The organism is Edaphobacter sp. 12200R-103, from assembly GCF_010093025.1.
Taxonomy (GTDB): domain Bacteria; phylum Acidobacteriota; class Terriglobia; order Terriglobales; family Acidobacteriaceae; genus Edaphobacter.
This window is the reverse complement of record NZ_CP048114.1, coordinates 3,621,223-3,646,641: the sequence shown is the minus strand read 5'-3', so window position 1 is coordinate 3,646,641 and position 25,419 is coordinate 3,621,223. Positions and strand designations below refer to the sequence as shown.

The 25,419-nt window shown below is 59.0% G+C and carries 24 protein-coding genes; 12 read left to right on the top strand and 12 right to left on the bottom strand.

Features of this window, described 5'->3' with window-relative positions:
• Positions 1-16: 16 nt before the first annotated feature.
• Positions 17-265 carry a hypothetical protein gene (locus GWR55_RS15250; protein WP_162403026.1) on the bottom strand — a complete coding sequence of 83 codons (249 nt, stop codon included), beginning with the start codon at positions 263-265 and terminating at the stop codon, positions 17-19.
• A gap of 304 nt (positions 266-569) precedes the next feature.
• Between GWR55_RS15250 and GWR55_RS15245 the strand changes: the two genes are divergently transcribed.
• The 4 genes from GWR55_RS15245 to GWR55_RS15230 all read left to right on the top strand — a co-directional run bounded on the left by GWR55_RS15245 (position 570) and on the right by GWR55_RS15230 (position 4,548).
• Positions 570-1,508 (top strand): bifunctional 5,10-methylenetetrahydrofolate dehydrogenase/5,10-methenyltetrahydrofolate cyclohydrolase, encoded by a 939-nt coding sequence (locus GWR55_RS15245; protein ID WP_162403025.1) that lies wholly within the window; start codon positions 570-572, stop codon positions 1,506-1,508.
• Positions 1,509-1,516: 8 nt separating this feature from the next.
• Positions 1,517-2,236 (top strand): dephospho-CoA kinase, encoded by a 720-nt coding sequence (gene coaE / locus GWR55_RS15240; protein ID WP_162403024.1) that lies wholly within the window; start codon positions 1,517-1,519, stop codon positions 2,234-2,236.
• Positions 2,237-2,489: 253 nt separating this feature from the next.
• A complete protein-coding gene (locus GWR55_RS15235) occupies positions 2,490-3,209 on the top strand; it encodes a rhodanese-related sulfurtransferase (RefSeq protein ID WP_238398451.1) in 720 nt (239 codons plus the stop codon).
• A gap of 277 nt (positions 3,210-3,486) precedes the next feature.
• Positions 3,487-4,548 carry an NAD(P)-dependent alcohol dehydrogenase gene (locus GWR55_RS15230; protein WP_162403022.1) on the top strand — a complete coding sequence of 354 codons (1,062 nt, stop codon included), beginning with the start codon at positions 3,487-3,489 and terminating at the stop codon, positions 4,546-4,548.
• Positions 4,549-4,697: 149 nt separating this feature from the next.
• Here the strand turns inward: GWR55_RS15230 and GWR55_RS15225 are convergent, their stop codons facing one another.
• From GWR55_RS15225 to GWR55_RS15215, 3 genes are all read right to left on the bottom strand, one after another.
• Complete coding sequence (locus GWR55_RS15225; protein WP_162403021.1) at positions 4,698-6,113, bottom strand: PP2C family protein-serine/threonine phosphatase; 1,416 nt, start codon at positions 6,111-6,113, stop codon at positions 4,698-4,700.
• A 149-nt stretch (positions 6,114-6,262) separates the two neighbouring features.
• On the bottom strand, positions 6,263-7,429 hold the full coding sequence (locus GWR55_RS15220) for an acyltransferase (RefSeq protein WP_162403020.1): 1,167 nt from the start codon (positions 7,427-7,429) through the stop codon (positions 6,263-6,265).
• A 234-nt stretch (positions 7,430-7,663) separates the two neighbouring features.
• Positions 7,664-8,728, bottom strand: a complete 1,065-nt coding sequence (locus GWR55_RS15215; RefSeq protein ID WP_238398450.1) for a glycoside hydrolase family 43 protein — start codon at positions 8,726-8,728, stop codon at positions 7,664-7,666.
• A gap of 95 nt (positions 8,729-8,823) precedes the next feature.
• On the opposite strand from GWR55_RS15215, the gene GWR55_RS15210 reads away from it, so the two are divergent.
• Positions 8,824-9,762 (top strand): diacylglycerol kinase family protein, encoded by a 939-nt coding sequence (locus GWR55_RS15210; RefSeq protein WP_162403019.1) that lies wholly within the window; start codon positions 8,824-8,826, stop codon positions 9,760-9,762.
• A 22-nt stretch (positions 9,763-9,784) separates the two neighbouring features.
• On the opposite strand, the gene GWR55_RS15205 is transcribed toward GWR55_RS15210, so the two are convergent.
• Complete coding sequence (locus GWR55_RS15205; protein WP_162403018.1) at positions 9,785-10,060, bottom strand: hypothetical protein; 276 nt, start codon at positions 10,058-10,060, stop codon at positions 9,785-9,787.
• A gap of 153 nt (positions 10,061-10,213) precedes the next feature.
• On the opposite strand from GWR55_RS15205, the gene GWR55_RS15200 reads away from it, so the two are divergent.
• Complete coding sequence (locus GWR55_RS15200; RefSeq protein ID WP_162403017.1) at positions 10,214-11,461, top strand: amidohydrolase/deacetylase family metallohydrolase; 1,248 nt, start codon at positions 10,214-10,216, stop codon at positions 11,459-11,461.
• 222 nt (positions 11,462-11,683) lie between these two features.
• A complete protein-coding gene (locus GWR55_RS15195; RefSeq protein ID WP_162403016.1) occupies positions 11,684-12,241 on the top strand; it encodes a PEP-CTERM sorting domain-containing protein in 558 nt (185 codons plus the stop codon).
• Between the two features lie 14 nt (positions 12,242-12,255).
• Here GWR55_RS15195 and GWR55_RS15190 read toward each other — a convergent pair whose 3' ends face one another.
• Positions 12,256-12,990, bottom strand: coding sequence for a YoaK family protein (locus GWR55_RS15190; RefSeq protein WP_162403015.1), 735 nt, complete (start codon positions 12,988-12,990; stop codon positions 12,256-12,258).
• A gap of 116 nt (positions 12,991-13,106) precedes the next feature.
• Between GWR55_RS15190 and GWR55_RS15185 the strand changes: the two genes are divergently transcribed.
• Positions 13,107-13,514 (top strand): cupin domain-containing protein, encoded by a 408-nt coding sequence (locus GWR55_RS15185; protein WP_162403014.1) that lies wholly within the window; start codon positions 13,107-13,109, stop codon positions 13,512-13,514.
• 92 nt (positions 13,515-13,606) lie between these two features.
• On the opposite strand, the gene GWR55_RS15180 is transcribed toward GWR55_RS15185, so the two are convergent.
• The gene (locus GWR55_RS15180; protein WP_162403013.1) at positions 13,607-13,816 is read right to left on the bottom strand and encodes a hypothetical protein; all 210 of its coding nucleotides are present in this window, start codon (positions 13,814-13,816) and stop codon (positions 13,607-13,609) included.
• 221 nt (positions 13,817-14,037) lie between these two features.
• Here GWR55_RS15180 and ggt point away from each other — a divergent pair, with 221 nt between their 5' ends.
• The 3 genes from ggt (at position 14,038) to GWR55_RS15165 (ending at position 18,779) form a co-directional block, all read left to right on the top strand.
• Positions 14,038-15,837: a gamma-glutamyltransferase gene (gene ggt, locus GWR55_RS15175; RefSeq protein WP_162403012.1), complete on the top strand. Its 1,800-nt coding sequence runs from the start codon at positions 14,038-14,040 to the stop codon at positions 15,835-15,837.
• A gap of 89 nt (positions 15,838-15,926) precedes the next feature.
• The gene (locus tag GWR55_RS15170; protein ID WP_162403011.1) at positions 15,927-16,631 is read left to right on the top strand and encodes a carbonic anhydrase; all 705 of its coding nucleotides are present in this window, start codon (positions 15,927-15,929) and stop codon (positions 16,629-16,631) included.
• A gap of 108 nt (positions 16,632-16,739) precedes the next feature.
• Entirely contained in the window at positions 16,740-18,779 is a 2,040-nt protein-coding gene (locus tag GWR55_RS15165; protein ID WP_162403010.1) for a beta-N-acetylhexosaminidase, read from the top strand.
• A gap of 130 nt (positions 18,780-18,909) precedes the next feature.
• Here GWR55_RS15165 and GWR55_RS15160 read toward each other — a convergent pair whose 3' ends face one another.
• The 4 genes from GWR55_RS15160 to GWR55_RS15145 all read right to left on the bottom strand — a co-directional run bounded on the left by GWR55_RS15160 (position 18,910) and on the right by GWR55_RS15145 (position 21,886).
• Entirely contained in the window at positions 18,910-19,737 is an 828-nt protein-coding gene (locus tag GWR55_RS15160) for an alpha/beta fold hydrolase (protein ID WP_162403009.1), read from the bottom strand.
• Positions 19,738-19,809: 72 nt separating this feature from the next.
• Positions 19,810-20,286 (bottom strand): nuclear transport factor 2 family protein, encoded by a 477-nt coding sequence (locus GWR55_RS15155; protein WP_162403008.1) that lies wholly within the window; start codon positions 20,284-20,286, stop codon positions 19,810-19,812.
• Between the two features lie 16 nt (positions 20,287-20,302).
• Positions 20,303-21,079 carry an SGNH/GDSL hydrolase family protein gene (locus tag GWR55_RS15150; RefSeq protein WP_162403007.1) on the bottom strand — a complete coding sequence of 259 codons (777 nt, stop codon included), beginning with the start codon at positions 21,077-21,079 and terminating at the stop codon, positions 20,303-20,305.
• A 33-nt stretch (positions 21,080-21,112) separates the two neighbouring features.
• Positions 21,113-21,886 (bottom strand): SGNH/GDSL hydrolase family protein, encoded by a 774-nt coding sequence (locus GWR55_RS15145; protein WP_238398449.1) that lies wholly within the window; start codon positions 21,884-21,886, stop codon positions 21,113-21,115.
• 58 nt (positions 21,887-21,944) lie between these two features.
• Between GWR55_RS15145 and GWR55_RS15140 the strand changes: the two genes are divergently transcribed.
• Complete coding sequence (locus GWR55_RS15140; RefSeq protein WP_162403006.1) at positions 21,945-22,823, top strand: sugar phosphate isomerase/epimerase; 879 nt, start codon at positions 21,945-21,947, stop codon at positions 22,821-22,823.
• 123 nt (positions 22,824-22,946) lie between these two features.
• Here GWR55_RS15140 and GWR55_RS15135 read toward each other — a convergent pair whose 3' ends face one another.
• The gene (locus tag GWR55_RS15135) at positions 22,947-25,328 is read right to left on the bottom strand and encodes a DPP IV N-terminal domain-containing protein (protein ID WP_238398448.1); all 2,382 of its coding nucleotides are present in this window, start codon (positions 25,326-25,328) and stop codon (positions 22,947-22,949) included.
• Positions 25,329-25,419: the final 91 nt, after the last annotated feature.

Here is a 25,419-nt window from a genome sequence, read left to right as displayed (position 1 = left end):
GGGAAAATCACTACAGCTATGCCACCATGGCCAGCTTTTCAAACTCTTCCTTCATACGCTCCACGGAATAGCCTGTCGACTCCAGACGCGAAGCGCTGGACCGTGCCGCAGGAGCAGAGACACCATAACCGCGCGTAACCAGGTAATGGCTGATCACGTCGGCGGCCTGCCACGAATCCAGGTTGGCATGTAGCAGCTCTTCACGCAGGCCAGTAAGATCGGCTTCTGAGAACTTCTCGGCTCCGGTAGGGACCTCAATAAGCATCGCGATCTTCTCCCTCCCTGCGCAGGTCTGCACCAGTATCTGGATATTAGACGCGAAAACCGCTGCGGGGATGCGCACTCTCACGCAGCCGTGCCCAAAATTGGTTCCTTCTTCGCAATAGCTGTCAGAACACTGCCAGCTTTCCTTCCTTCTTCATCGCTCGCTGACCCCGGAATTCAACTTGCGTACTCCTCCTGTTCGCTTGCGGTCAGGTGCAGCCGCCGCTTCTACTTCGCTAAAGATGAAATACGTTGCATCCGACCTCAGCAGCAATGGGCTACGTTGTCGCGATACCATAAAGTTTATGAACGAACTTCCTTATGTCCTGGATGGCGTTGCCATCGCCGCTGAGATTAAGGCTGAAGTTGCCCGCGAGGTCACCGATCTTACGGCGCGTGGTGTCCGGCCCGGACTAGCTGTCATCCTTGTCGGCGAAGTTCCCGCCTCGCAGATTTACGTGCGCAGCAAGGTGAAGACCTGCGGTGAACTCGGCATTTACAGCGAGATGCTAACGCCTCCCGAGAGCATCACCACCGAGGAGATGCTGCAGCTGGTCGCGCAACTCAACGTCCGCGACGACATCGACGGAATCCTGATTCAGCTTCCGCTGCCGAAGCACGTCGATACGAAGAGGCTGCTCGAGGCAGTCTCTCCCGACAAGGACGTCGACGGGTTCCACCCGGTCAATGCCGGACGCCTGCAGGCGGGACAACCCGGCCTGACTCCATGCACGCCTGCCGGCATCATCGAGATCCTTCGCCGCAGCGGCCTTCCTATCGCAGGCCAGAATGCAGTCGTCGTCGGACGCTCCGACATCGTCGGCAAACCTGCCGCCATGATGCTTCTCAATGAGTCAGCCACCGTCACCATCTGCCACAGCAAGACGAAGGATCTTCCCTCCGTCACTCGCAACGCCGACATCCTCGTAGCAGCCATCGGCCGCCCCGGCTACATCACTCCCGAGATGGTCCGGCATGGCGCAACCCTGATCGACGTAGGCATCAACCGCCTTACCGATGCAGCGGACGTGCAGCGCTTCTTCCCCGGCGATGCCGAGCGCGCCGCGACATTCGCCAAGCGCGGCTCCGTCATTGTCGGCGATATCGATCCGGCTGCATTTGCCATCTCTGGCGCCTACACGCCCGTTCCCGGCGGTGTAGGAGCCCTGACCATCGCCATGCTGATGCACAACACCGTGAAGGCGGCGAAGCTGCGCCGCGGCATCTCCACGGGGAAGCACTAACGTCCGCCATGTTGCGCGTCGGTCTTACTGGCAGCCTGGGCAGCGGCAAATCGACCGTTGCCCGCCTCTTCGCAATACGCGGAGCCCACATCCTGGAGGCAGACGCCATCGGCCGCGAGATGATGCAGCCCGGCCAGCCCGTCTACGACGCCATCGTGCAGCACTTCGGAGATGGCGTTCTGCTGGCTGATGGACAGCTTGATCGCCCCGCGCTTGCACGAATCTCCTTCGAGCAGGGCCGCGTGGAAGAGCTCAACTCCATCGTTCATCCCGCCGTCATCGCCCGCCAGGCAGAGCTTGCGGAAGAGATCTTCAATCGCGACCCCAACGCCGTGGTCATCGTCGAATCCGCCCTCATCTTTGAAACCAGATATAGCGAAACGAATCCCGCCGAACCGAACGTCGCTGCGGCGACTCCATGGAAAGCACGCTTCGATTGCATCCTACTGGTGACCGCACCGGAAGAGGTGAAGATCGAGCGCTACCTGCAGAGGATCTCGGGCGGGACGCCGCTCTCTTCCAAACGCCGCGCACAGCTCTCCGCCGATGCCCGCAGCCGCCTCGCCCAACAAATCCCGGACGAACAGAAGATCCCGCTCTGCGACTTTGTCATCCACAACGACGGGTATTTTGAGGCGCTTCAAGAGCAGGTCGATGAGCTTTGGCCTCTGCTTAAGTTTGCCTCAAAGAACATTCACCGACATGGAAGACCGGCATCGCAACCATAGTCTTCCCCAGAGTCGTTTCCCTTCAGGAGTCACCTTTCACCCCGTCATCCCGAACGGAGTGAGGATCCCTGTATTTTGCCTGTACATCCACGGCTTCGGACTGAAGACAGGAATCCTCGCGTTGCCCAGGAGGACAACCTTAACTTCCAGACGACAATACTTGAGTGAAAACCCCTCTAAGTGCTGCAGCATCAATCTATACAAATTAGTCGACGACCCTGCACCGGGGCCCGCCATTTATCATGAAGCCAGAGTGACTTACACCATCGCAGCCTTCTATCGCTTTGTCCGCGTCTCCGAACCGGCGGACCTCAAAGACCAGATGCTCTCCCTCTTCCGCGAGAGCGATCTGCTCGGCACCATGTTGATCGCCCCGGAGGGCATCAACGGAACCATGGCGGGCTCGGCTGCAACGATCGATCGTCTCCTCGATACACTTTCTGCTTACATCGGCCTCGACCGCTCCGAGGTCAAGTTCTCCACGTCTGAGGAGTCACCCTTCCAACGGCTGAAGTTCAAGGTCAAGTCCGAGATCATCACCTTCCGGAACGTCAGCATCGATCCCACGAAACCCGGGCAGTACGTCGAGCCGAGGCAGTGGGATGCCTTGATCTCTGATCCGGAGGTCCTGGTCCTCGACACACGCAATACCTACGAGACCGAGATCGGCACCTTTAACGGAGCCGTCACCCCACCGCTCGATACGTTCTCCGACTTCGTCACCTACGTCCGCGAAAACCTCGATGCCGAAAAGCATCGCAAGGTCGCCATGTTCTGTACCGGCGGAATCCGCTGCGAGAAGGCATCAGCCTTCATGCTGCAGGAGGGTTTTGAAGAGGTCTACCACCTCAGGGGCGGGATCCTGCGGTACCTTGAACAGATGCCGAAAGAGGAAAGCAAGTGGCGCGGCGGCTGCTACGTCTTCGACGAAAGGATTTCCGTCGATCACGATACCTTCGAAGCAGAGCGCTGAGAAGTTCGTATACAGCATGATTGAGAGGGGCCGGCTTGCGCTCATGCGATCGGCCGTCCTGCAGGCGATTTCCTGACCTTTCTCCGAAAAACTTTAACTCACCAGAGGTGTGACGCCGCGAGATGGATTCGCTATCATACCTCTGCGTCACGCGCTTGATCCTAACAATCGGCACGTCTTCCTGGAGTGCCGTGAAACCAGACCAGACTGCGCAGTTCAAGGGCTCTTCCTCAGAGTTCGCTCTGAACCAACGGGAAAAATCAAAAAGGAGATCTCCATGAAAGCAGCACGTATGCATGGTTACAAACAACCTCTGGTCCTTGAAGAGGTTCCGATTCCAGAGATCGCTGCCGACGAGGCGCTCGTCAGAGTGAAAGCCGCGGGAATGTGCCGTACTGATCTGCAGTTGATCGATGGCTACTTTGAGAAGTATGCGCAGATGCAGTTTCCTTTGACACCCGGCCATGAGATCGCTGGCGAGATCGACAGGATCGGAAGCCTTGTCCCGAAGTCCTCCGGTCTATCGGAAGGCGATCAGGTCGTCGTTGTGGGCGGCTGGGGAGACGGCACCTGCCGCCATTGCCAAAGCGGTGATACCCAGATCTGCGAGCACGGCCGCTGGCCCGGATTTGGCCCTTACGGCGGTTACAGCGAATACGTCCCCGTTCCGGTCAAATATCTCATCAAGGTCAACGGCGGCGGCAGCCTCAAGCCTGAGGAGCTCGCACCACTTACCGACGCCGGACTTACACCTTATCGCGGGATCAAGAAGCTGCGCGATGCTGGCGCTCTCGGCCCTGACCGCGTCGTCGCCGTCTTCGGCATCGGCGGCCTGGGAACGTATGCCGTGCAATATGCCCGGCTGCTCTCGGGCGGAGCCACCGTTGTCGCATTCGCACGCAACGATGAAAAGCTCGCAATCGCCAAAGACTATGGCGCTGACCAAGCAATCAATATCACCGGCAAATCAGTCGAGGATATTCGCAAGGAACTGAACAGGGTCGCCGGACGGGGCCAGCTCGATGCGGTGATCGACTGTGCCGGGGCCGAGGACATGATCAAACTGGGTTTTAGCCTTCTGGCTCCCGGAGCGCATTACTCCTCCGTCGGCCTGGTCGGCGACAGGATTGACATTCCGCTGTTTCCCTTTGTCGCACGCGAGTACACCTATCACGGCTCTTTCTGGGGCAACTACAACGACCTCAGCGAGGTGATGGCATTGGCGGAGCAGGGAAAAATACGCCACACCCTGAAAGTCGGCCAGTTAGATGATGTCAATGAATACATCGAGCTGCTTCGCGGCGGTAATGTCGTCGGCCGCGCTGTCCTTACATTCTGAAGAAATCGCATGAAACTAAATCGAAAGGTCGCCGGGCCTGCGACCTTTCTGTCAACGAATTTTGTACGATGCCTCCGCGATATCGCATCGCTCCTTCAAATGGCAATCGATCGGGAGCTGGGCAGCTGCAAAAACGTCGATATAAATCGTTAGGCCATCAGCGTGGCCCTGTTCCCCTCATCCACTCGTTTGATCACAACCGCAGTCAGATCGTCCATCTGCCTCGTCCCGTTCACAAAAGCCTTCACCGCGCTGTAAAGCTCCGCGATGATCTCTTCCGGCGGAAGTCCACGGGCATCCCGAACCGCCTGCGTCAGTCTTGCGACTCCAAACTCTTCGCCAGCGACGTTCTCCCACTCGAAGAAGCCATCCGTCGCCAGCACCACCATGTCTCCCGGATCGAGATGCAGCAGGACTGGCTCCGACGAATTCAGCTCAGGAAGAAGCCCCAGTGGAATAGCCTGTGCCGTCAGCTCATCGAAGCTGTCCCGAACCGAGGAATATACGAACAGCGGGCCATGCCCTGCAGAGAGCAGTTCCACGCTGCTTCCGTCTTGTGAACACACCGCTGCCACAAACGTCGCAAACCGGTTACCGCCGGTCAGGTCCTCGCCAAAGAACTGGTTTACATGCTCAAGCGCCTTTACCAGGTTGGCATGCGTATCGAAGCTCGAACGTGCATAGGCGCGGCACACAGACGCCAGCAGTGCCGGACCGATGCCGTGTCCGGTCACATCGGCCAGCGTGACCACCAGCCGCCCGTCCCGCATCCTCTTCCAGTCGAAGTAATCGCCTCCCGTCGCATCGGCAGGAAGATTCCACCCGCTGATCTCCAGGCCCCGAATCGTTGGCGGGATCTTCGGCAGGAGCGACTGTTGAATGGACCTCGCGATCTCGAGGTCGTGTTCGACCTGTCTCAACTGTTGTATGGTCTCTGCCTCGTGCAGGGCGGCTCTCACATGCCGGGTAATCTCCTTACTCACCATTGCGGCCAGCCAGCCGGCAGCCAGCAGAACAGCCGCATAAAACAGAACGGCCGTCTGTATCACTGTATATTCGCGCAGGTTGTGCAGACTGAAACGCCAGCCGACCACGTAGGCTGCCAGCAGATAGCTCAAAGCGGCCACCACACCTGCTACCCGTGAAACAAGCGGGTTCAGCCTTAAAACGGAAAGCATAATCAGAGGGAAGAATGCGAGCACCCACGGCGTGCCAATGGCCCGGTGTTCTCCCAGGCGCGGGCTGGAAAGGCAGGCAACCCCGACAGCCGGCACAATAATTTCCAGCACAATATTGAACATCGATGTCGACGATGGCAAAGTATCTCTGCTGGACAGAGCGCGTCTTACCGCGGCCAGCGTCCATAGCTCGTAGACCACCAGCACCGCCAGAATCGCCGCTCCCCACAAGCTCATGTGCGAGGAAAAGACGACAACACGAAAGACAACCGCTGCAGCAAACACGAGCAGAAATGCCGTCACGCCATAGATTCGCCGGCATTCGCTCTCCAGCACAGCCTTGCGAAAGGCCGGCGAGTCCACATCCACATCATTCATCGGACTCATGAAGATTTGCGCTTTCTTATCCTGGGATAGGGGCCTGTGGAACACAATTTTCCCACTACCGGGGCAAAACGCAATGCCTGAGACGATCCCTCACAAAAAAAATCGCATACGAAAGCCAGTGAGCTTACGAAATACACGTAGCGAACTTCTTACCTGGCAGTTTCAACTGGGATCTTCTTCACTCCGGCACCGGGCTTTCCCAGATAACGGGTACTGAGCCACTTCCGCAGCGGCTCGTCATACAGCTTCAGACACGCATATGCGATCCCCAGGGCGCAGAAAAACAGCAACACTCCAGCAGGCGCGCTATAGGCCAGTGGGACCTTCTGGCGCGTCACCCATGCGGTGTACACGTAGATCAGGGGATAGTGCGTGATATACAGCGGGTACGAGATGTCTCCCATGAACCGGCATATCTTCTCCTCAGCACCTGCCACGACGCGATCTCCCGCGCCCATCGCCACCACCACCGGGAAAGCCACGATGATCGCAAATGCCTCGTAAAGACCATTCATCCAAAGATGTTGCGGTCCTCCAATCCTTGGGATCGAGAAGATCACGATCAGGATCAGGCTGCACCAGGCGAAGGCGCCGCGAACGTGAATCCGCTTGCCGAGCCGCATCAGCAGCATGCCCGCAAGAAAGGGAAACAACAGGCGCGCAAACCCGATGTGCAGTTGCTCGGCGCTGATCGTCCATCCGCCGATAACATCGCCTCTGGGACCCCATAGGAGCAAATGCACCAGAAGTCCCGCCGACAACAAGACCAGAACTGACAGCACTTTGTTGGAGACCTTCCTGAGTCCCAGCGCATATAGAAGATTTGCAACGTACTCGAAGAACAGTGACCAGGCCGGACCACCCAGCGGATGCATCTCCTGCCATCCTCGTATGTCCATCGAGGGCAGCAGCGGAATCACGGTGAAGCCCACCAGCATGACCACCACAACCTTCCACACCGGTGTCGCGCTTACCAGATGGAACATCGGACAGCTCTGATAGTAGAAGAGCAACGCCCCGATGATGTTTCCCATGATGACCATTGGCTGTAGCCGGATCAGGCGACGCTTGTAAAACTCCCACTGTGTCATCTTTCCCCAGCGATCGTCATAGGCGTACGCCACGACAAAGCCCGACAGCAGGAAGAAGAAGTCCACTGCAAGATAGCCATGATTGATGATCTGCCGGAAGACGCTTCCGCCGGCATGCGCCTCAAAGGTGTGAAACATTACCACCATCATCGCGGCCACACCACGCAGGCCGTCCAGGATCTCGTAATGCGGTTTCGTCCGCAGGTATTCGGGTCTCGGATTCATGGGCGCAACAAGAATACCCCGCGGACGAAATACGGACGATACGAAATATCGATGGACTTGGATCCAACGGGTATCCCACATCATCTCGAATCTTCGTGGGCGATCCGGACAGCATCATTGCAATCGTTCGGGAATAGCGATCCTTCCAGTCCCCCGACGGTGTCATCCTTCGACTCAGCGCTCGCGCTTCGCTCAGCATGACACCTGCTGACAAAGCCGGTGAGAGATACACACCTACTTCATCTTCGGCACAGGCCGTGGTCCCGGCCCATCGGCCGTCATCTTAATCGGCACAATGTTGCCCTGCGCATCGAAGTTCATCCGGTCAATTGCCAGCACACGCTGGTTGGCTCCCGTCGTTTCCAGCGGATGACGATGATAGACGATGTACCAGTCATCCGTTCCCGGAATCTGCAGCACGGAGTGGTGCCCCGGCCCATTCGCAATGGCGGGATCGGTCTCGAGAATCTTCCCCACGCGCACGAACGGCCCCGTGGGGCTTGTGCTCTTTGCGTAAGCGACTCCGTAGGTAGCGTTCTCCCAGCTTCCCTCCGACCACATGAAGTAGTACACGCCCCTGCGCTTGATGACGTACGGTCCTTCAACATAGTGCTCCGGCGTAATCTCGCGATACATCGTGCCATCCCGCATCGGCACAACGCGCTTCAGGTCTTGCGATAACCGCGCCACATTGCAGTGGCCCTGGCCCCCGTAATACATGTAGATCGTTCCATCATCGTCCTTGAAGACGAACGGATCGATCGGCTGCGCTCCGTTATGGAACTCTCCAATCAGCGGCTTGCCCAGCGCATCCACAAACGGGCCGCCGGGAGCATCGCTGGCCGCCACACCGATTCCTCCGGGAAATGTGTCGTTCTTCTGAATGTCATTGGCCGCGAAGAAGAGATAGTACTTGCCGTTCAGTTCGATCGCGGAAGGCGCCCAGATCGCATAGGCTGCCCACGCAACATCCTTCACGTTCATCACATCCTTGTGCTTCGTCCAGTGCACCATGTCCGGCGATGAGAGGGCATCGAGCGAGGTGTGCAGCAGATAGACCGGGTGGATCACGTGACCGGCGCGCAACTTCTGCTGCAGCGGGTTAAAGCTCTTGTCGCGGTGGTCCGCTTCAGGGCTCGATGACGTCGGATAGATCCAATACTGCCCGGCAAAGATGTGAATCTCAGGATCGGCGTACCAGCCCTGTGCCTTAAGCCTCGTCGAGGCTTGCGACCATCCGGTCACAACAATCCAAAGAGGGGCGGCAAAGAGAAGAGCGTGACGCAAAGATCGGTGCACTGGAAATCCTGTTCCTTGGACTCGAATGGCGAAGGAAGCTGCCTGCAGACATTCTATGCATGAGCCACCAGACGGTTCGATGTAGCATGAAATCCGTGCGCAGGATCGCCATGCTGGTCAATCCCGTCTTTTCGCCCTGGCGACGAAGAACGATCCCGCGCATCCGGCGCATCTTCGAGACTGAAGGTATCGACGTTCGAGTGATCGAGACACCACCGGCGAACTCCGGACAACGCGTCCTGCCAGATTTCAGTCTCGACGCAGTCATTGTCTGTGGAGGCGACGGTACTGTCTTCGGACTCCTGCAGGAGATCGCCGGAACCGGAGTCCCCATCGGCATCTGCCCCCTTGGGACCGGCAACATTCTCGCCCAGAACCTGGGCATTCCACGCAATCCTATCGTCGCGGCGCGAGCCCTGCTCAGCGCCAGGCCACTTTCCGTCCCTCTCGCCAGGGCGACCTATGGGGCCGAACAGCAGGAGTCTCTCTTCGCCATGTCTGCCGGCATCGGCGGACACGCCGCCATGATGCGCGCTGCCTATCGTTACCGCAAGCACCGCACCGGAAGACTCGCTTACTTCGCCGCCGGGTTTGAGCTGCTCGCCACGCACACTTTGGATCAGTTCGAGCTTGAGATCACCACGACGGCCGGGGAAACCATCACGCGCACCAGTTCAGAGATGATTGCCGTCCGGGTCGGTGCACTCAATCTCTGGCGCCCCGGCGGAGGCCTGCAGTTTCCTTTTCTGCGCCTTGCCAGCATTGAAGGTGCTTCCCGGGTACGCCTGCTTCAGGCATCGGTTCAGGCCTTGGCACTGGGTGCCGGACACAGAGACCGGAAGCCCGGTGCCCGGGCCGCAGCCCACTATGAGGACGTGCTCCGGGTGCAGGCTCGCACCATTCCAGGAGCGAGATATCCCCGGCCTCTTTCAGTGCAGGCAGATGGTGAAATTCTCGAGACACTGACATCCGAGGCTCCTGTCACTCTCGAGATGGCGGGGATCGCGGTCGATTTTCTCTCGCTCTCTATGTAGAGCGTGACCTTTCCTGCGCTATTCATATCAACGCCGGGATTCCGAGCCACAGGATACTACCCAGGCCGACCGTAACTCCCACAAGCATCTCTACGTACATCCCCAGATAGATAGCATTCACGTTCTCCTGATAGAACTCCTCCGGATCCAACTTCCGTTCCTTGCGGTACCAGCGTTTGATGGAGGCGATTTTCTTCAGGAAAGGTCGCTTTGCTTCCACAGAGAACGGAGCTTGCGGAAAGGGTTTCGAACGAAGTGGCAGGTTCGGGTGTGCGATCGCTGAATGAAGGAAGCTCATGGTCAATCCTCCTGAACTGATCGAACGATAGCTCTATTCCCGGGAGGATCGCCACGACATAGATGTTGCGAAAACGGACATTTGACCTTGTTCCACGAGCCGGGGCAGGCCGATCGATCCCCCATGTTTGTTTCGTTCGATATACTTCCAGCCATGCTTCGCATTCTGGTTGCTGCACTTTTTGCCTGCTCTCTCTCTGTATATGCCCAGCAGTACGATTTGGTGCTGCGCAACGGTCATGTCATTGATCCGAAAAACAGTGTGGATGCCGTGCGTGATGTAGCCGTTCGCGACGGCAAAATTGCTGCTATCGAGCCATCCATCCCCGCAAGCGCAGCAAAGAAGGCCGTCGATATCTCCGGGCTCTATCTCACCCCCGGACTGGTCGACATCCACGAGCACGTCTTCATCGGACTTCACCACAACGCCTGGGGCAACGGAGATCTCTCCGTGCAGGCTGACGTGATGGCCATCCCAAACGGCGTCACGACCATCGCCGATGCCGGTTCCTCCGGCTGGCGCGACTTCGCCGAGTTTCGCCACCGCATCATCGACAACTCCAAAACGCGCATCTTCGCCTTCCTCAACATCATCGGTTCCGGCATGGTCAATGCCGACGACGTTGCCGAGCAGAACGAGCACGACATGGATGTCGATGCTCTCACCAAAGTGATCGAGCAGAACCGCGACATCATCATTGGCATTAAGACAGCGCACTGGGAGCAGCCGAACTTTATCTCCGTCAACAAGGCCATCGTGGCAGGCAACCGCAACCATCTTCCCGTCATGGTCGACTTCGGCTGGTTCAACAACAAATCCTACGAGGAGATGATCTCAACTCTGCTGCGGCCCGGCGACATCAGCACGCACGTCTTCCGTATGCCCGCGCCGCTGCTGACGCCCGACGGCAAGCCCGCGCCCTACATGCTGCAGGCCCGCAGGCGCGGAGTTAAGTTCGATGTCGGTCACGGCGGCGGCTCCTTCAACTTCGCCCTGGCCGAACCGATGATCAAAAATGGCTTCTTCCCCGATTCCATTTCGACCGACCTCCACGTCGGCTCTGCCACGGGCGTGATGCTGAACATGCCGAATGTCATGAGCAAGATTCTTGCCCTCGGCGTCCCTCTTGCCGAGGTCATTCGCGAATCCACCACCAACCCCGCCACCGAAATCGGGCATCCTGAGCTGGGACAGATCGCCGTCGGCTCCGTAGCCGACATCGCCGTCCTCCGCGTCGATCACGGACACTTCGGCTACGCTGATCTCGCCGGAGGCAAGGTGGACGGCACTGAACGAATCGTGCCCGAGATGACCATCCGGGCAGGCCACGTCGTCTTCGACCTCAACGCGCGCACCGCCGTTCCCTGGCGCGAGGGACACCTGAAGTACGCCACCCACTGACACCCCAAGATGTAAAGATTCGTCATCCTGAGCAAAACGAAGGATCCCTGTATTTTTCCTGCGGCGACTGTGCCGCATCGGACAAAATACAGGGATTCTTCATTCCCTTCAGAATGACGGCGTGAAGGATGCCCGGGACAAAACAGCGATGGCAAAAGCCGGCGTGCTACGATGATCGCAAACCACCGGGCCGCGTTTCTCCTCTCTCGACTGGAGTTCCCCATGAGAAACAAGCTTCGTCTTCTGTGCCTCGGCCTCTTCGCACTCACAGCCCCCGGCCTTTTTGCCACGCCGCTGCCGGTGGGCGCCTACAGCCTTACAGCATCTACGCCGACCTCCGGCATTCACTCCGGGTCCGACGTCGGCACGGTCACCGGCACCCTTGTCTTCGACGCCGCCTCAAACCTTACCTTTGCCGACCTTACCTTCGACGACACCACCTCGGCGAAGGTCTTCACCTTCACCGATCCCGGACCGACCACCATCGCCATGCCTCCCGGCCTGCTCAGCGCGACCATCTCCAATGCAGTCGATCCCAACCAGTACTTCGCCTTCAGTATCCGGGTTCCCGGCAATGCTTCAGGCACATTTACCCTCACCTGCGGAACTGACTGCGACAATTGGATGCTGGTGGACGACGGTGATCCCAACCTGACCTATGTAGAGGTGACCGGCTCTATTGCCCCGGTCCCGGAACCCTCTACGATCGCCCTGCTTGGAACAGGGGTTATCGCCGCCTTTGGCATGCGTCGACGATCTTCACGGAGTCTCCGGGCCTGACCGTTACGGCGGTGTTACGCTGGGTCTGCGACCGATCTTCTCATATCGTCCAGGATCGGCATCACCGCCAGCACCACCAGGATCGTCGCCAGCGGCAGCGTGAACAGAAAGCCGACGTGCTTGAATCCAAGTGCGCCGACAGTGCCTCCAACAAAGAACATGACGAGCAGCGAGGCGAGCAGGCGGACCTTATCCATTTCTGTCTCGACGCCTTCGCCCGTCCTGAGCGACGCGATGATCCTGCCCAGGGCGATTCCTACGTCGGTCACCATCCCCGTCAGGTGCGTCGTCCGGATAACTGCGTTTGAGATCTTGGTCACAATGGCATTCTGAAGCCCCATCGTGAAGCACAGCAGCATGACCGTACCCATCACCCGGCCACCGATAAATCTGCGGCCCGTCAACCCGAAGACGATCAGCAGTGCGGCCTCCGCCAGCAGCGGAAGCGCATACTCGCTGTCCAGCGAATGCGCTCTCGCCCAGCGAATACAAAGCGTCGTGACAAATGCGCCCAGCAGAAACGCAAGGACGGCGGCCATGCCCCGCAGAACAAGCGAAAGGCTCCCGAGCGAAAGGTTGTCCGCCATGGCCGATACAACACCGGACATGTGCGAGGTGTACTGCCGGACCGCCAGGAAGCCGCCTGCGTCCGCGGCTCCCGCTACAAATGCGAGATACCGGGCAAGGTGCCGATTTGCTGTTTCGGTACGCCGGCTTCCGGCCAGCCGTCGCAGATAAAAGAGCGGCATGTCTCTATCATCGCAGACTGCGGCGAACAAACAAATCCCCCATCTGTAACACGCTTACGGGCCCTGCCACTCTGCCTCGCACCCTGCCGCAGCATCTATGATGGGTACCAGCAACCATGTCGACCGAAAGCAGATTCTTCCCCATCGCCCAGCTTGCCGCCACACTCCCGGAGCATGCGGAAACCATGCTCACCGACATCCGCCTGACCGACGAGGTGGCCGCGAGCTGCCGTATCTTCCGCGTGCACCGTCCGGCCCCAGCGCACTACCACACCAGCTGCGACGAGTATCTCTACGTCCTAACGGGACGCGCCGAGATCGCCATTCAAGGTCTGGCTCCTCGCGAGATCCGCCCCGGAGAGCTGGTCTTCTTCAAAAAGAACACCGTCCACGCCCTGCCCAGGATCTTCGAGCATCCCTTTACCGTGCTGGCTATCGACACACCCCGGAGGCCACCCGAAGACGTTCACTTCGTCAATCCTGAAGACGGCACTCCAGAGAGCTTCATCCGAACGCAGTACTGACTTACGCCGATGTTCCAAAGCCCGCTCCATATACGATGAGCCCGGCCTCAGGCCGGGCTCATCCTGCTTTCGCAGGAAGGGGTTGAGATCTCTTATGCGCTCGCTGCCGGAGTAAACCCGTCACAGCCGCTGATAGGCGTCACCTTCAGGTGCAGCGACGCATGCTTTGGATGCCCACACTCGTCCACCATGCTCAGCGGTGCTTCATGACTCTTGAGGATTGAAATTAACGCCGGCGCCGAGTGATGACTTTCACCAAAATGGCTACAAAGACCGCACTGTCCGTTCTGTACGTTTTCCATCGCTGCTGCTCCTCCTGTTTTCCTTTGAGTCAGGACCGCTGAATCGTGTTGCCCGCCTGCCGCCAACACAGTGCGATTACTCCACAACCCTCCCGCGCGCCGCCCCGACGGATCGGCTCCCAGGTGATCCGCCCAACAGCCGCATGCGGCAAGTCGCTGGTATCGAGGGGCTTCAGCGTATAGTGCTGATAACACCCCTAATCCAGCGGAGATTCTGCCTGATGCTCCGGAAACTGATTCAGAGCCTGCCCCACGCCTCTTTTGTCACTCGCGCCTCCGCTGTCCTGCTGTCGGCCTCATTGACCACAACTACCCTGCAGGCCCAGCAGCCAGGACTGGAACCCACGCGCGCGCAGCATGCCATGGTGGTGACCGTCCAGCATGACGCGTCCGATGCCGGAGTGGAGATTCTGAAAGAGGGTGGAAACGCCGTGGACGCCGCGGTCGCAGTGGGCTTTGCTCTCGCGGTGACGTACCCGGCAGCAGGAAATCTTGGCGGCGGCGGATTCATGCTGATCCGCGACAGACATGGCAGGACGCACTTCCTCGACTATCGCGAGAAAGCCCCGGCGGCAGCCTCGCGCGATATGTACCTTGACGAGCATGGCAATGTGGTTCCGGGTATGTCTCTGGTCGGATACAAGGCTTCCGGAGTTCCGGGATCGGTTGCCGGACTGACCTACGCCCAGAAGCACTATGGCAGGCTGACTCTGGCGCAGGATATGGCTCCGGCGATTCGGCTTGCCAGCGAAGGATTTGTTCTTACGGCTCAGGAGGCGCACAACCTTCAGAGCAAAAATCTGACTCGCTTTGCTGTCTCTGCGCGGATCTTTCAGCGAAACGGCCGCTTTTATCAACCGGGTGAGACATTCAAGCAGCCGGAGCTCGCCGAGACGCTGCGCCGCATCGCAAAGGACCCGAGCGATTTCTACAAAGGCGACATGGCCCGGCAGATCGCCGACTTTGAGAAGGCTGGAGGCGGCCTGATTACAGCGGACGATCTGGCGAACTACCAGGTGAAGGAACGTAAGCCCATCCGTGGCAGGTACCGCGGCTATGACATTGTTACAGCGCCTCCTCCGTCTTCGGGAGGAATCGTGCTGGTCGAAATCCTGAATATTCTTTCGGGCTATGATCTGCCAAAACTTGGCCCGGACCGCAGTGCGGCCCAGGTCCATGTCATTACAGAGGCCTTCCGCAGGGCCTATATGGACCGGGCCGACTACCTGGGCGATCCGGACTTCAACAACCTCCCGGTGAAGCAGATGGCGAACAGGAAGTATGCGGCGGCGTGGCGCGCTTCCATCGACCCGGCAAAACCCTCGCCGAGCAAAGAACTGGTGCGTCCGGCAGGTTTTATGCCGCCTCCCCCGCAGGCCGCGCCCGTGAAGGAGTCCACGCAAACGACGCACTTCTCCATCGTAGACAAGGACGGAAACGCAGTCTCCAGCACCTACACGCTGAACGGCGGCTTCGGCTCCGGAGTTACGGTGGAGGGACTGGGCTTCCTACTGAACGACGAGATGGATGACTTTACCTCGAAGGTAGGAGTGCCGAACGTCTACGGGTTGATCCAGAGCTCCGCAAATTCGATCGAGCCCGGCAAGCGTCCTCTCTCGGCGATGACACCCACAATCATCACGACGCACGGCAACTGGTTCCATCACGGCAAGCTGGCTTACGTCATGGGGACACCCGGCGGATCGACCATCATCACGACGGTGGCGAACGACATCATCAGCGCGATCGACAATGGCCTGAACATCCAGCAGGTGGCCGACGCTCCGCGCTTCCATCACCAATACCTTCCGGACCGTCTGGACCTCGAAAAGAAGTTTTCCGTACCAGTTGCCGATCAACTGCAGGCGATGGGGTACACGATCAACCGCCTGGCAGTGGCCGATGAGAAGAATCCCGGCGTGTGGGGAGATAGCGAGCTGATCGCAGTCGATCCAAAGACAGGAGAGCTGCTGGGCGGCCACGATTCGCGTCGTGACTACGGCAAGGCTGCCGGTTACTGAGGACGCAGAGCGTCAGAAGTAATTCTTTACAACTTCTCTGCCAAAGAGGGCTTGCTTTGTGCAGCCAGTTACAGGCAGAGGGGAAATCCATGATGGAGTTCGCATCTCGCCGTCGTTTTCTGCTGTCAGCCGGGGCCGCCGTCCTCGCTCCGGCCTTCGCCGAACTTCCTGCCGGCGCCCAGTCGAACCCCTCGCCAGACCGCCATCCCGATGCCGTTCTCGACCGACTTATTGAAGGAAACCGCCACTTTGTCGCGGGAACGCTGACGCATCCGGGCCGTTCCCCGAAGGATTTCAGGGCGCTTGCCCAGAGTCAAAAACCCATAGCTGCCATTCTCGGGTGTGCCGATTCCCGCGTTCCGCCTGAGATCCTCTTCGACCAGGGTGTGGGAGACCTCTTCATCATCCGGGTTGCAGGCAACTACGTCAGCGGAGCCGGAGCATCCGTCAAAGGATCGGTGGAATATGCCGTGGCCGAGCTGAATGTCTCGCTGGTGATGGTTCTGGGGCACAGCCAGTGCGGCGCGGTGAAGGCAGCCATCCAACACCTTCACGACAACGACGCGCTTCCCGGAGCGATCAATGACCTGGTGAATACCATCAAGCCCGCCGTGCTTGAGAGCAAGGGCAAACCCGGCGATCCGCTGGAGAATGCAATTCGCTCGAACGTGCGGCGATCTGTCGAGCGTCTTCGCACGCTCGATCCTGTCATAGCTCCCGCCCTTCATTCCGGCAAAATCAAAGTAGCAGGTGCCGTCTACGATCTTGCCAGCGGAAACGTCCGGCTCGTTTAGCTCCGGGCTGCCTTTCGAAGTTTCCGGGAAAGGACAATCGTTCCACGTGTGACCTGCGTAACTTGTATAGTTCTCTAGATACGTTCCTCGCAAGGAGAGACCTGTACTGTGAAGCGTCCAATCGCCTTTGCGCTGCTTGGTGGCGCCCTGTTTATGCCCGGCTTTTTGCCCTCACTTACTGCCCAGTCGACATTCGTGAACACCCTGATGCCGGAACCTGCGCACCTTGCAGTGGGTTCCGGAGCATTGACGTGGAACACCTCTGTCACGGTTGGTCTGTCTCACTTCAGGAATCAGCGTCTGGAAGACGCAGTGAACCGCACCCTGCAACAGATCGAACGCAAGACGGGCATCCCGCGCCAGCGCGCGATCACGACGAGCGACGCATCCACCTTGAGCATCGACGTCGATGGCGCAGGCGAAGAGATTCAGTCCATCGACGAAGACGAGTCCTACACGCTGAATGTCTCCGCCGCAGGCATCAAGCTGCACGCTGCCACGGTTGTCGGCGCAATGCGCGGCATGACAACACTGCTGCAGCTCATCCAGCCAGGCGGCAACGGATTCATCATCCCCGCAGTACAGATCGAGGACTCGCCGCGCTTCCGCTGGCGCGGCCTGATGATCGACGCCGGTCGTCACTTCGAGCCGGTTGAGGTGATCAAGCGCAATCTGGACGCGATGGCAGCCGTCAAGCTGAACGTCTTCCACTGGCACTTGACGGAAGACCAGGGCTTCCGCATCGAGAGCAAGCTCTACCCCAAGCTGACGGGTGAAGGCTCTGACGGCCTGTATTACACGCAGGACGAGGCGCGCGAGATCGTGGCGTATGCTCGCGCCCGAGGCATCCGCGTCGTGCCTGAGTTCGACATGCCCGGCCACACGCGAAGCTGGCTGGTGGGCTACCCCGACCTGTCGAGCGATCCCGGTCCGTACACCATCCGTCGTGAGTTCGGTGTGGAACAGGTCGCCATGGACCCCACCAAGGAGAGCACGTATCAGTTCATCGATGCCTTCCTTGGAGAGATGGCGACGATCTTCCCCGACCCGTATCTGCACCTTGGAGGCGACGAGACGCCGGGAACGCAGTGGAAGAACAATCCCCGCGTTGTGGCCTTTATGCAAGACCACAACTTCAAGAACACCGAGGAATTGCAGACGTACTTCTCGCAGCGTGTACTGCAGCTTGCCAAGAAGCATGGCAAACACATGGTGGGCTGGGACGAGATCCTGAATCCGGCGCTCCCGACCGATGCGATCATCCATTCGTGGCGCGGTGCGAAGTCGCTCTACGACGCTGCGCAGCGCGGCTACCAGGGTATCCTGTCGCAGCCCTACTATCTGGATCACATGAAGTCGACGGAGGAATATTACCTTGCCGATCCGCTTCCTCCGGGCTCGGGCCTGTCCGCAGAGCAGAGCAGGCTGGTGCTGGGAGGCGAGGCCTGCATGTGGGGCGAGCACGTCAACGAGCTGTCGATCGATTCGCGCATCTGGCCGCGCACTGCAGCCGTGGCAGAGCGCCTCTGGTCGCCTGAGAATGTGCGCGACGTGGACGACATGTATCGCCGCCTGTGGGTGGAATCACTGCGGATTGAAGCTGTCGGAACGCAGCACCTGACCCGCGAGGGAGCAGCCCTGCGCGAGCTTGCAGGCACCGAAAATATCGATGCGCTGCGCACCTTCTCTTCGATCCTGCAGCCAGTTCCATTCGGCGAACGCTACCGGGAGCAGCACACCTCACAGCTGACCCCGATGGATAATCTGGTCGACGCCGTGCGGCCTGATCCTCCGTCGCGGCACGAGGTCGCCCTGCTTGTTCGCGACCTCCTGAAGGCCCCAAAGGCGAACAACGCTGCCCGCGCGCAGCTCAACACCATGTTCCAGCGCTGGATTGCAGCAGCCCCGAAGGTCGAGGCCCAGATGGATCATTCACCTCTGCTGGCGGTGGCGCGTCCGCGCGCCGTACAGTTTGCGCAGCTTGGACAGATCGGGCAGCAAGCGCTGGAATACCTGGGTGGAAAGAAGGCGCCGGCAGCATGGAAGAAATCCAGCCTCGCTAAACTGGATACCGCAGGAAAGCCCCAGGTGTTGGTCCTGTTCACGGTCATCGATCCGTTGCGCGACCTGGTCAATGCCGTGAAGTAGTCCTGCGCTTCGTCATTCTGAACGCAATGAAGAATCCCTGTATTTTGCCCCGGAGCACGTTAGATGCGACAGGCAAAATACAGGGATTCTTCGCGTAGCTCAGAATGACGACTCTATCGGGTCACATCCGCTACCGCAGAAAATCAACCAGCAGAGGATTGACCTTGTCGGCGTGGGTTGTCAGCAGGCCGTGAGGCGCTCCCTGGATGATGGCGAGCCTGCTCCCGCGAATCGCCTTCTGCAGCAGACGCGAGCTGCCTTCGAGCGGAATGGTCCGGTCCGCATCGCCGTGGATGATCAGCGTCGGCACATCGATCCGGGTGACGCAACCGCGAAAATCGGTCCACCACGTGCCGACGCATTGCAGTGTGCCGGAAGGCGAGGCCATGGAGCCGATGTTCCAGCTGTACCGCAGCTCCTCTTCCGTCAGGCGCGAGCCCAGAAGCACATCGGCGTTGTACATCGTCTCAAAGAAGCCCGTCAGGAAGGTGAGGCGGTCCTGTCGAATCGTGTTCTCAATCTGCTTCCGTACCTCATCCGGCAGGCCCGCCGGGTTTTCAGGAGACTGCGCCAGGTAGGGAGGAACGCCGGAGATGAAGACTGCGCGAGCGACGTTCTGCGATCCGTAGCGGGAGATATAACGCGCGACCTCGCCGGCCCCCATCGAGAAACCGACGAGCGAGGGGCGTTTGAGGTCAAGATGCTTGATGATCTTACGGAGGTCTTCAGCGAAGACGTCGTAGTTGTATCCTGCGATCGTCTGCGACGATCTGCCGAAGCCACGGCGATCATAAACGATGACGCGATGACCGCTTTCAATCAAAGGAGGAATCTGTCTCTCCCACGATCTGCTGCTGAGCGGAAAGCCGTGGATCAGGACGACCGGATTACCGACGCCGTGATCCTCATAGTAGATATCGATGTTGCCTGCATCTCTTCCGACGGTAAGGTAGGGCATCCCGTTCTCCTCATGTGTTCGTCTGCACAACGTTCACTGCGAAAAACCAGATCCAGCAAAAAGAAAATACAGCTACAACCCCAGGTCGCTGAGACCGGGATGGTCGTCGGGTCTGCGCCCGAGCGGCCAGTGAAACAGCCGTTCCGATTCCGTAATGGCAAGATCGTTGATGCTGGCGTGGCGGACCTTCATCAGGCCGCTTTCATCGAACTCCCAGTTCTCGTTTCCATAGCTTCGCCACCACTTTCCAGCGGCATCGTGACACTCATAGGCGAACCGCACGGCGATGCGCGCACCATCGAAGGCCCACAGCTCCTTGATGAGCCTGTACTCCAGCTCGCGCTCCCATTTGCGCGCCAGGAAAGTAACGATCTCGTCGCGGCCGCGGACGAACTCCGACCGGTTTCTCCACTGGCTGTCGATGGTGTAGGCCAGCGAGACCCGACCGGGCTCGCGAGTATTCCAGGCATCCTCGGCGGAGCGCACCTTGATGGCGGCGCTCTCGCGGGTAAAGGGAGGAAGTGGCGGTCTTGCGGCTTCTTTTTCCATTCAAATGCTCCTCGGCCTAGTGGGCCAGTGCCTCAGCGATGGCCTTTTCGGCCAGGGGAGACATGATCGCATATCCCTTGGCTGTGGGGTGAACACCATCTTTGGCAAGATCAGGACCGAGACCGCCATTGGCATTCGCCATCGCCGAGTAGTAGTCGAGATAGACGAGACCTTCGCGCTGGCAAAGATCCTTGAGACGCACGTTCATCTGGCGGATCTGCTCGGCAGGCTGCACGCCGGGTTTCCACGCGTAATGATCCGCCGGCAGGATCGACGAGACGACGACGCGGATGTTGTTCGCCTTTGCAATATCGATCATCGATGCGAAGTTGTCCTCGATCATCTGCGGCGTAGAAGGTCCGGTGTTGCCGGCGATATCGTTCGTTCCTGCCAGGATGACGACGACAGCGGGTTTCAGGTGAACGACGTCCTGCTGGAAGCGGACCAGCATCTGCGGGGTCGTCTGGCCGCTAATGCCGCGGCCCACGTATGGCTTGCCGGGAAAGAACTCCTCAGGCTTGCGGGCCCAGGCGTCAGTAATGGAGTCACCATAAAAGACGACGCGCTTCTCTCCATTGGCTGCTGGCGGCAGCGTGGCATTCGCATCGCGATAACGTGAGAGCTGCGCCCAGTCCTCCAGCTTCTTCTGCATGGCCGCGATCTGCTTCGCCGTATCAACTGGTGCAGGAGTTGCCGGTGCTGTAGCAGACGCCGGAGGCGCAGCCGTGTTCTGGCCGTAAGCCATCGCTGTCAGCGAGGCCGCAATCACCAATGCGGAAATTCCACGAAGCATCTTCACTTCACATCCTTTCGAGTAGCGATTCAGTTACGGGGCGGGGGTCTTCAAAGCCTCCGCAATTGCCTTCTCTGCCAGCGGCTGCATCAGGGCATATCCGGCAGCGTTCGGATGCACCGCTTTATCGAACGCAAGCTCAGGCTTCATGCCTCCCTCATCATCGACCAGGGCCGAGTAGTAGTCCAGGTATACCATCCCCTGTTGCCTCGCGTAGTTCTTCAGCCACTTATTCCACTGGCGAATCTCATCCGCGGGCCGAGCCTCCGGCTTCCACGGAAAGCGCGAAGCCGGAAGCAGCGACGCAAGGATCACTCGGATATGATTTGTCCGCGCAATCGCAACCATCGATTCAATATCAGCCTGAAACATCTCCAGCGTGGCCGGCCCTGCATTGCCCGCAATGTTGTTGGCTCCTGCATCGGCAAGGATGACGGCCGCCGGCTTCAGATGAACCACGTCCTGCTGAAAGCGCACCAGCAACTGCGAGGTCACCTGCCCACTGATGCCGCGGTTCACGTAAGGCTCGCCGGGAAAAAACTCGCCATACTTTCTGCCCCAGAAGTCCGTGATGGACGCGCCCAGGAAGACCACCCGCTGCTCGCCGGCTTTAGGACCCCCCAGCTCTTCATCCGCCTGTCGGTAGCGAGCCAGATCGGGCCAGTCTTGAAGCCGCTTCACCATCTGTTCATAATGGGCCGCATCCCGTGCTGGAGCAGGCGGCACGGAAGGCGCCTGTCCCCACAACGAACCAGCCACGAGACTCAGCATCAGGATCTGACACACGACATATCCTCTGGAAGTCATCGCGCCCATCCTATCGGAAATCTTTGCCTTCGACTCTGTTGTACTCTTCTATCTCAGGATGCTTCCCGGAGTCTCTACCCACGTCTTTCTCTCCCAGCGGCTTCACCCCGGCTTGCTGGATGCACTGGAGCGCGGGGGAGCCCGCACCATCGAGCTGTTCGCCGCGCGGCACCACTTCGACTACACCGACCGCGCCGTCATACGCGAGTTCGCCACCTGGTTCAACGACACCGGCGTCGGCGCCACGCTGCACCAGCCTATCTTCACACGCGAGCAATCGGAAAACTGGTCGCGGCATGTCAGCCCCACACTCTCGCTCCTCGATCTGGAGAAGGGCCACAGAATCGAGGCCATGGACGAGGTCAAGCGCGCGCTCGATGTTGCCGAGCTGATCCCTGTCTCCGCTGTCACTCTCCATCTTGGACTCAAAGACGACCCATGGGACGAGAGAGCCATCGAGAACTCCCTCACGGCCATCGAGCACATCAAAGCCTTCGCTCATCCTCTGGGCGTTAAGGTGCTGCTTGAGAATATGCAGAACGACGTGACCACGCCGGAGCATCTGCTCGAGATCCTGCATGTCGGCCACTTCGACAGCGTCGGCATCACGCTCGATGTTGGCCACGCCCACCTGAGCCAGACAGGCCTGGAACACGCCGTAGAACTTCTACGAGGACGCATCCACGAGATACACGTGCACGACAACCAGGGTATGCGTGACGAGCACCTGTGGCCGGGCTCAGGCAGCATCGACTGGCAGCTCTTCCAGCGGCTGGCGGGCAAGCTCCCCGCTGAGGTTCCGGGTATCCTCGAGATCGCCTATGACCTCGAAGAAAGCACTGATGCCGTGATCACGAAGACCACGCAGTGCTTCTCTAACCAGGCACGCATGGAAGACAAGCTGCAGGAGTCCGGACAGGAACGAGTCGAAGACTGAAAACAACCAGCTGCGACAGTCGCGGTTTTAAAACAGGGAACGTGTCATCCTGAGCGAAGCGAAGCGGAGTCGAAGGATCTGCGGTTCCCTCGTCCTCCGCAACCCGCCTCATCCACAAAGACTTTACTCTGTCCCCTCCGGCCCATGCAGGGCCTCCTGCTGCTTATCCCACGACGTCATCTCGTACTCCATGGGCGGCTTTTCCCCTGCCAGATAACGCACAAAGTAATCCCATCGTCGCCGTGTCATGTAGGGTGTCGCCGCACCGTACCCATGATGTGCGTTCGGAATCAGCAGAAGATCGAAGTCCTTGTTTGCCTTGATCAGCGCATCCACCAACACCAGCGTATTGTTCAGCGGAACGTTGTCGTCCATCGTTCCATGCGCAAGCAGCAGATGGCCCTTCAGGTTCTTCGCGAGGTTTTGGTTCGCCTGGCTGTCATAGTTGCTGCTGCCGTCAGGACTGACGACCTCCAGTCCAGCCCACTTCTCTGCCCAGTCATCCTCATAGTCGCGCTGATCGTGATTTCCACTCTCGGCAATCCCCACCTTGAAGAAGTCAGGATAGTTGAACATCGCGGACGCCGTCGCGTTGCCTCCACCGGAATGCCCGTAAATCCCGGCACGGTTGATGTCGATCCACGGATAACGCGCCGCCAGCTCCTTCATTCCCGCCACCTGGTCGGGGATAGTGTTGTCACCCAGGTTGCCGTAGTAATAGGTATGGAAGGCCTTCGACCGCCACGGCGTTCCCATGCCATCGATGCACACGACCACAAAGCCCAGTTCCGCCAGCGACTGCATATCGCGATGAGCCGCCGCAAAGCTGCGGCTGCCGCACGACCCCGTCTGCGGCCCGGGATAGACGTTGTTCACGATCGCATACTTTTTTTGAGGATCGAAGTTCGTCGGCTTGAACAGAAAACCGTAGAGGTCTGTCTTCCCATCGCGCGCCTTCACCGTGATGGGGGTCAGCGGAACCCAGCCTGCGGCGGTCAGCTTCGTGATGTCCTGCTTCGCCACATCCAACGCAACATTGCCCGAAGCATCGCGCACGACTGTGGTCTGCGGCGTAGTGGGAGTGGAGGCAACATCGACGAAGTATCTGCCATCGGGCGATGCCGTAATCTCGTGATCCTCGTTCTCCGGAGTCAGCAGCTTCAGACCCTTTCCGTCGAAGCGAATGCTGTAATAGTGCCGGAAGTATGGATCGCGCCCCTTCTCCTTGCCGACACCGACAAAGTACAGTATCCGTTCAGCCGCGTTCACGTTCAGGACCTGCGCCACGTTGCCTTCGCCATGCGTGATCTGGTTCTTCAATCTTCCGGTTTTGCCGTCGTACAGGTACATCTGGCCCCAGCCGTCGCGCTCGCTGAACCACAGCACTTCATCGGTTCCCCAAAGATACTTCCAGTTCACATGATCGATTCCGCTCTCGAAGAACTGCGGCGCGGTCTCGGTCATCACCTCGCGTACATCGCCGGTTTCAGCATCGGCCACCCGCAACCACTCCTGCCTGTGATCGCGCGATGTGGAGACAAACGCCAGCCGCCTGCCGTCGTCGCTCCATTGCACGTCTTCCCATCCGCCGCTGCAGCTCACGTCGTCGCAGATGGTCGAACGATGCTGGTCGGGCGGCATCTTCAGCCGCACCACCTTCCGCGTATCTACATCGATCACCACGCGCTCGATCATGGTGACGTTCTTATCGCCCACCAGCGGGTATCTCCACGCCTCCAGCTTCGGATGACGATTGGTCACCGGGACCAGATACATCATGCCGTCCTTGCGCTGATCCTGCTGAAAGGTGGCGATCTTCTTCGAATCCGGCGACCACAGCACAATCGCGCGATCGCTGTGCTGCCAGCCTGCATTGTCGGTCGCGTAGCCAAAGTCCTCGACACCATCGGTCGTAAACTGTGTCTCGTTGCCGGTCGCGATATCGCGAATCCAAAGATTCCAGTCATGAATGAAAGCGGCCTTCGTGCCGTCAGGAGAAAGCACCATGGGAGCGTGCCCTTCCGGCAGATCGAGCCGGGTCTCTGCGCTGCACACACCGGCGCCGCTCAGTTCGCAATTCCAGTGCTTCCCGTCAACCGTCAGGCTGATCGTCTGGTCATGATTCGAAAGCGAAAACTCCGCGATGGGAAGATGGTGCGGATCAAGATGCTCCTGCTTTCCGCCGCTCGATGCACGCGCGGCATTCAAGGCGTTCGCCAGCTTCGCTTGATCGAAGGCTGGGGCCTCGACTCTCTTCGCCGGATCGACCAGCGTAAAGGTTGTTCCATCAGGACCGTGGTCCCGATACCAGAACCGGCCATCGCCCAGCCACACCGGATTCTCCACGCCGTGATAGACCAGCGGATTCACCTTGTAGTTCATGAAGCTCTCGGCCCGTGCATAGTCCGCGTTCGTGAGCTGGCGATCCTGCTGGGCTGTAGCCGTAATCGCCGCTGCGGTCAACAAAGCGGCCACTCCAGCAGACAAAATCTTTCCTCTGACCATGCTCTCTCCTTGCTTCATGCGTCTAGGTACTGCTGACAGAAGCCAATGCCATGAGTACATTCACTCAAAGCTAAATAAAGTGTCATCCTGA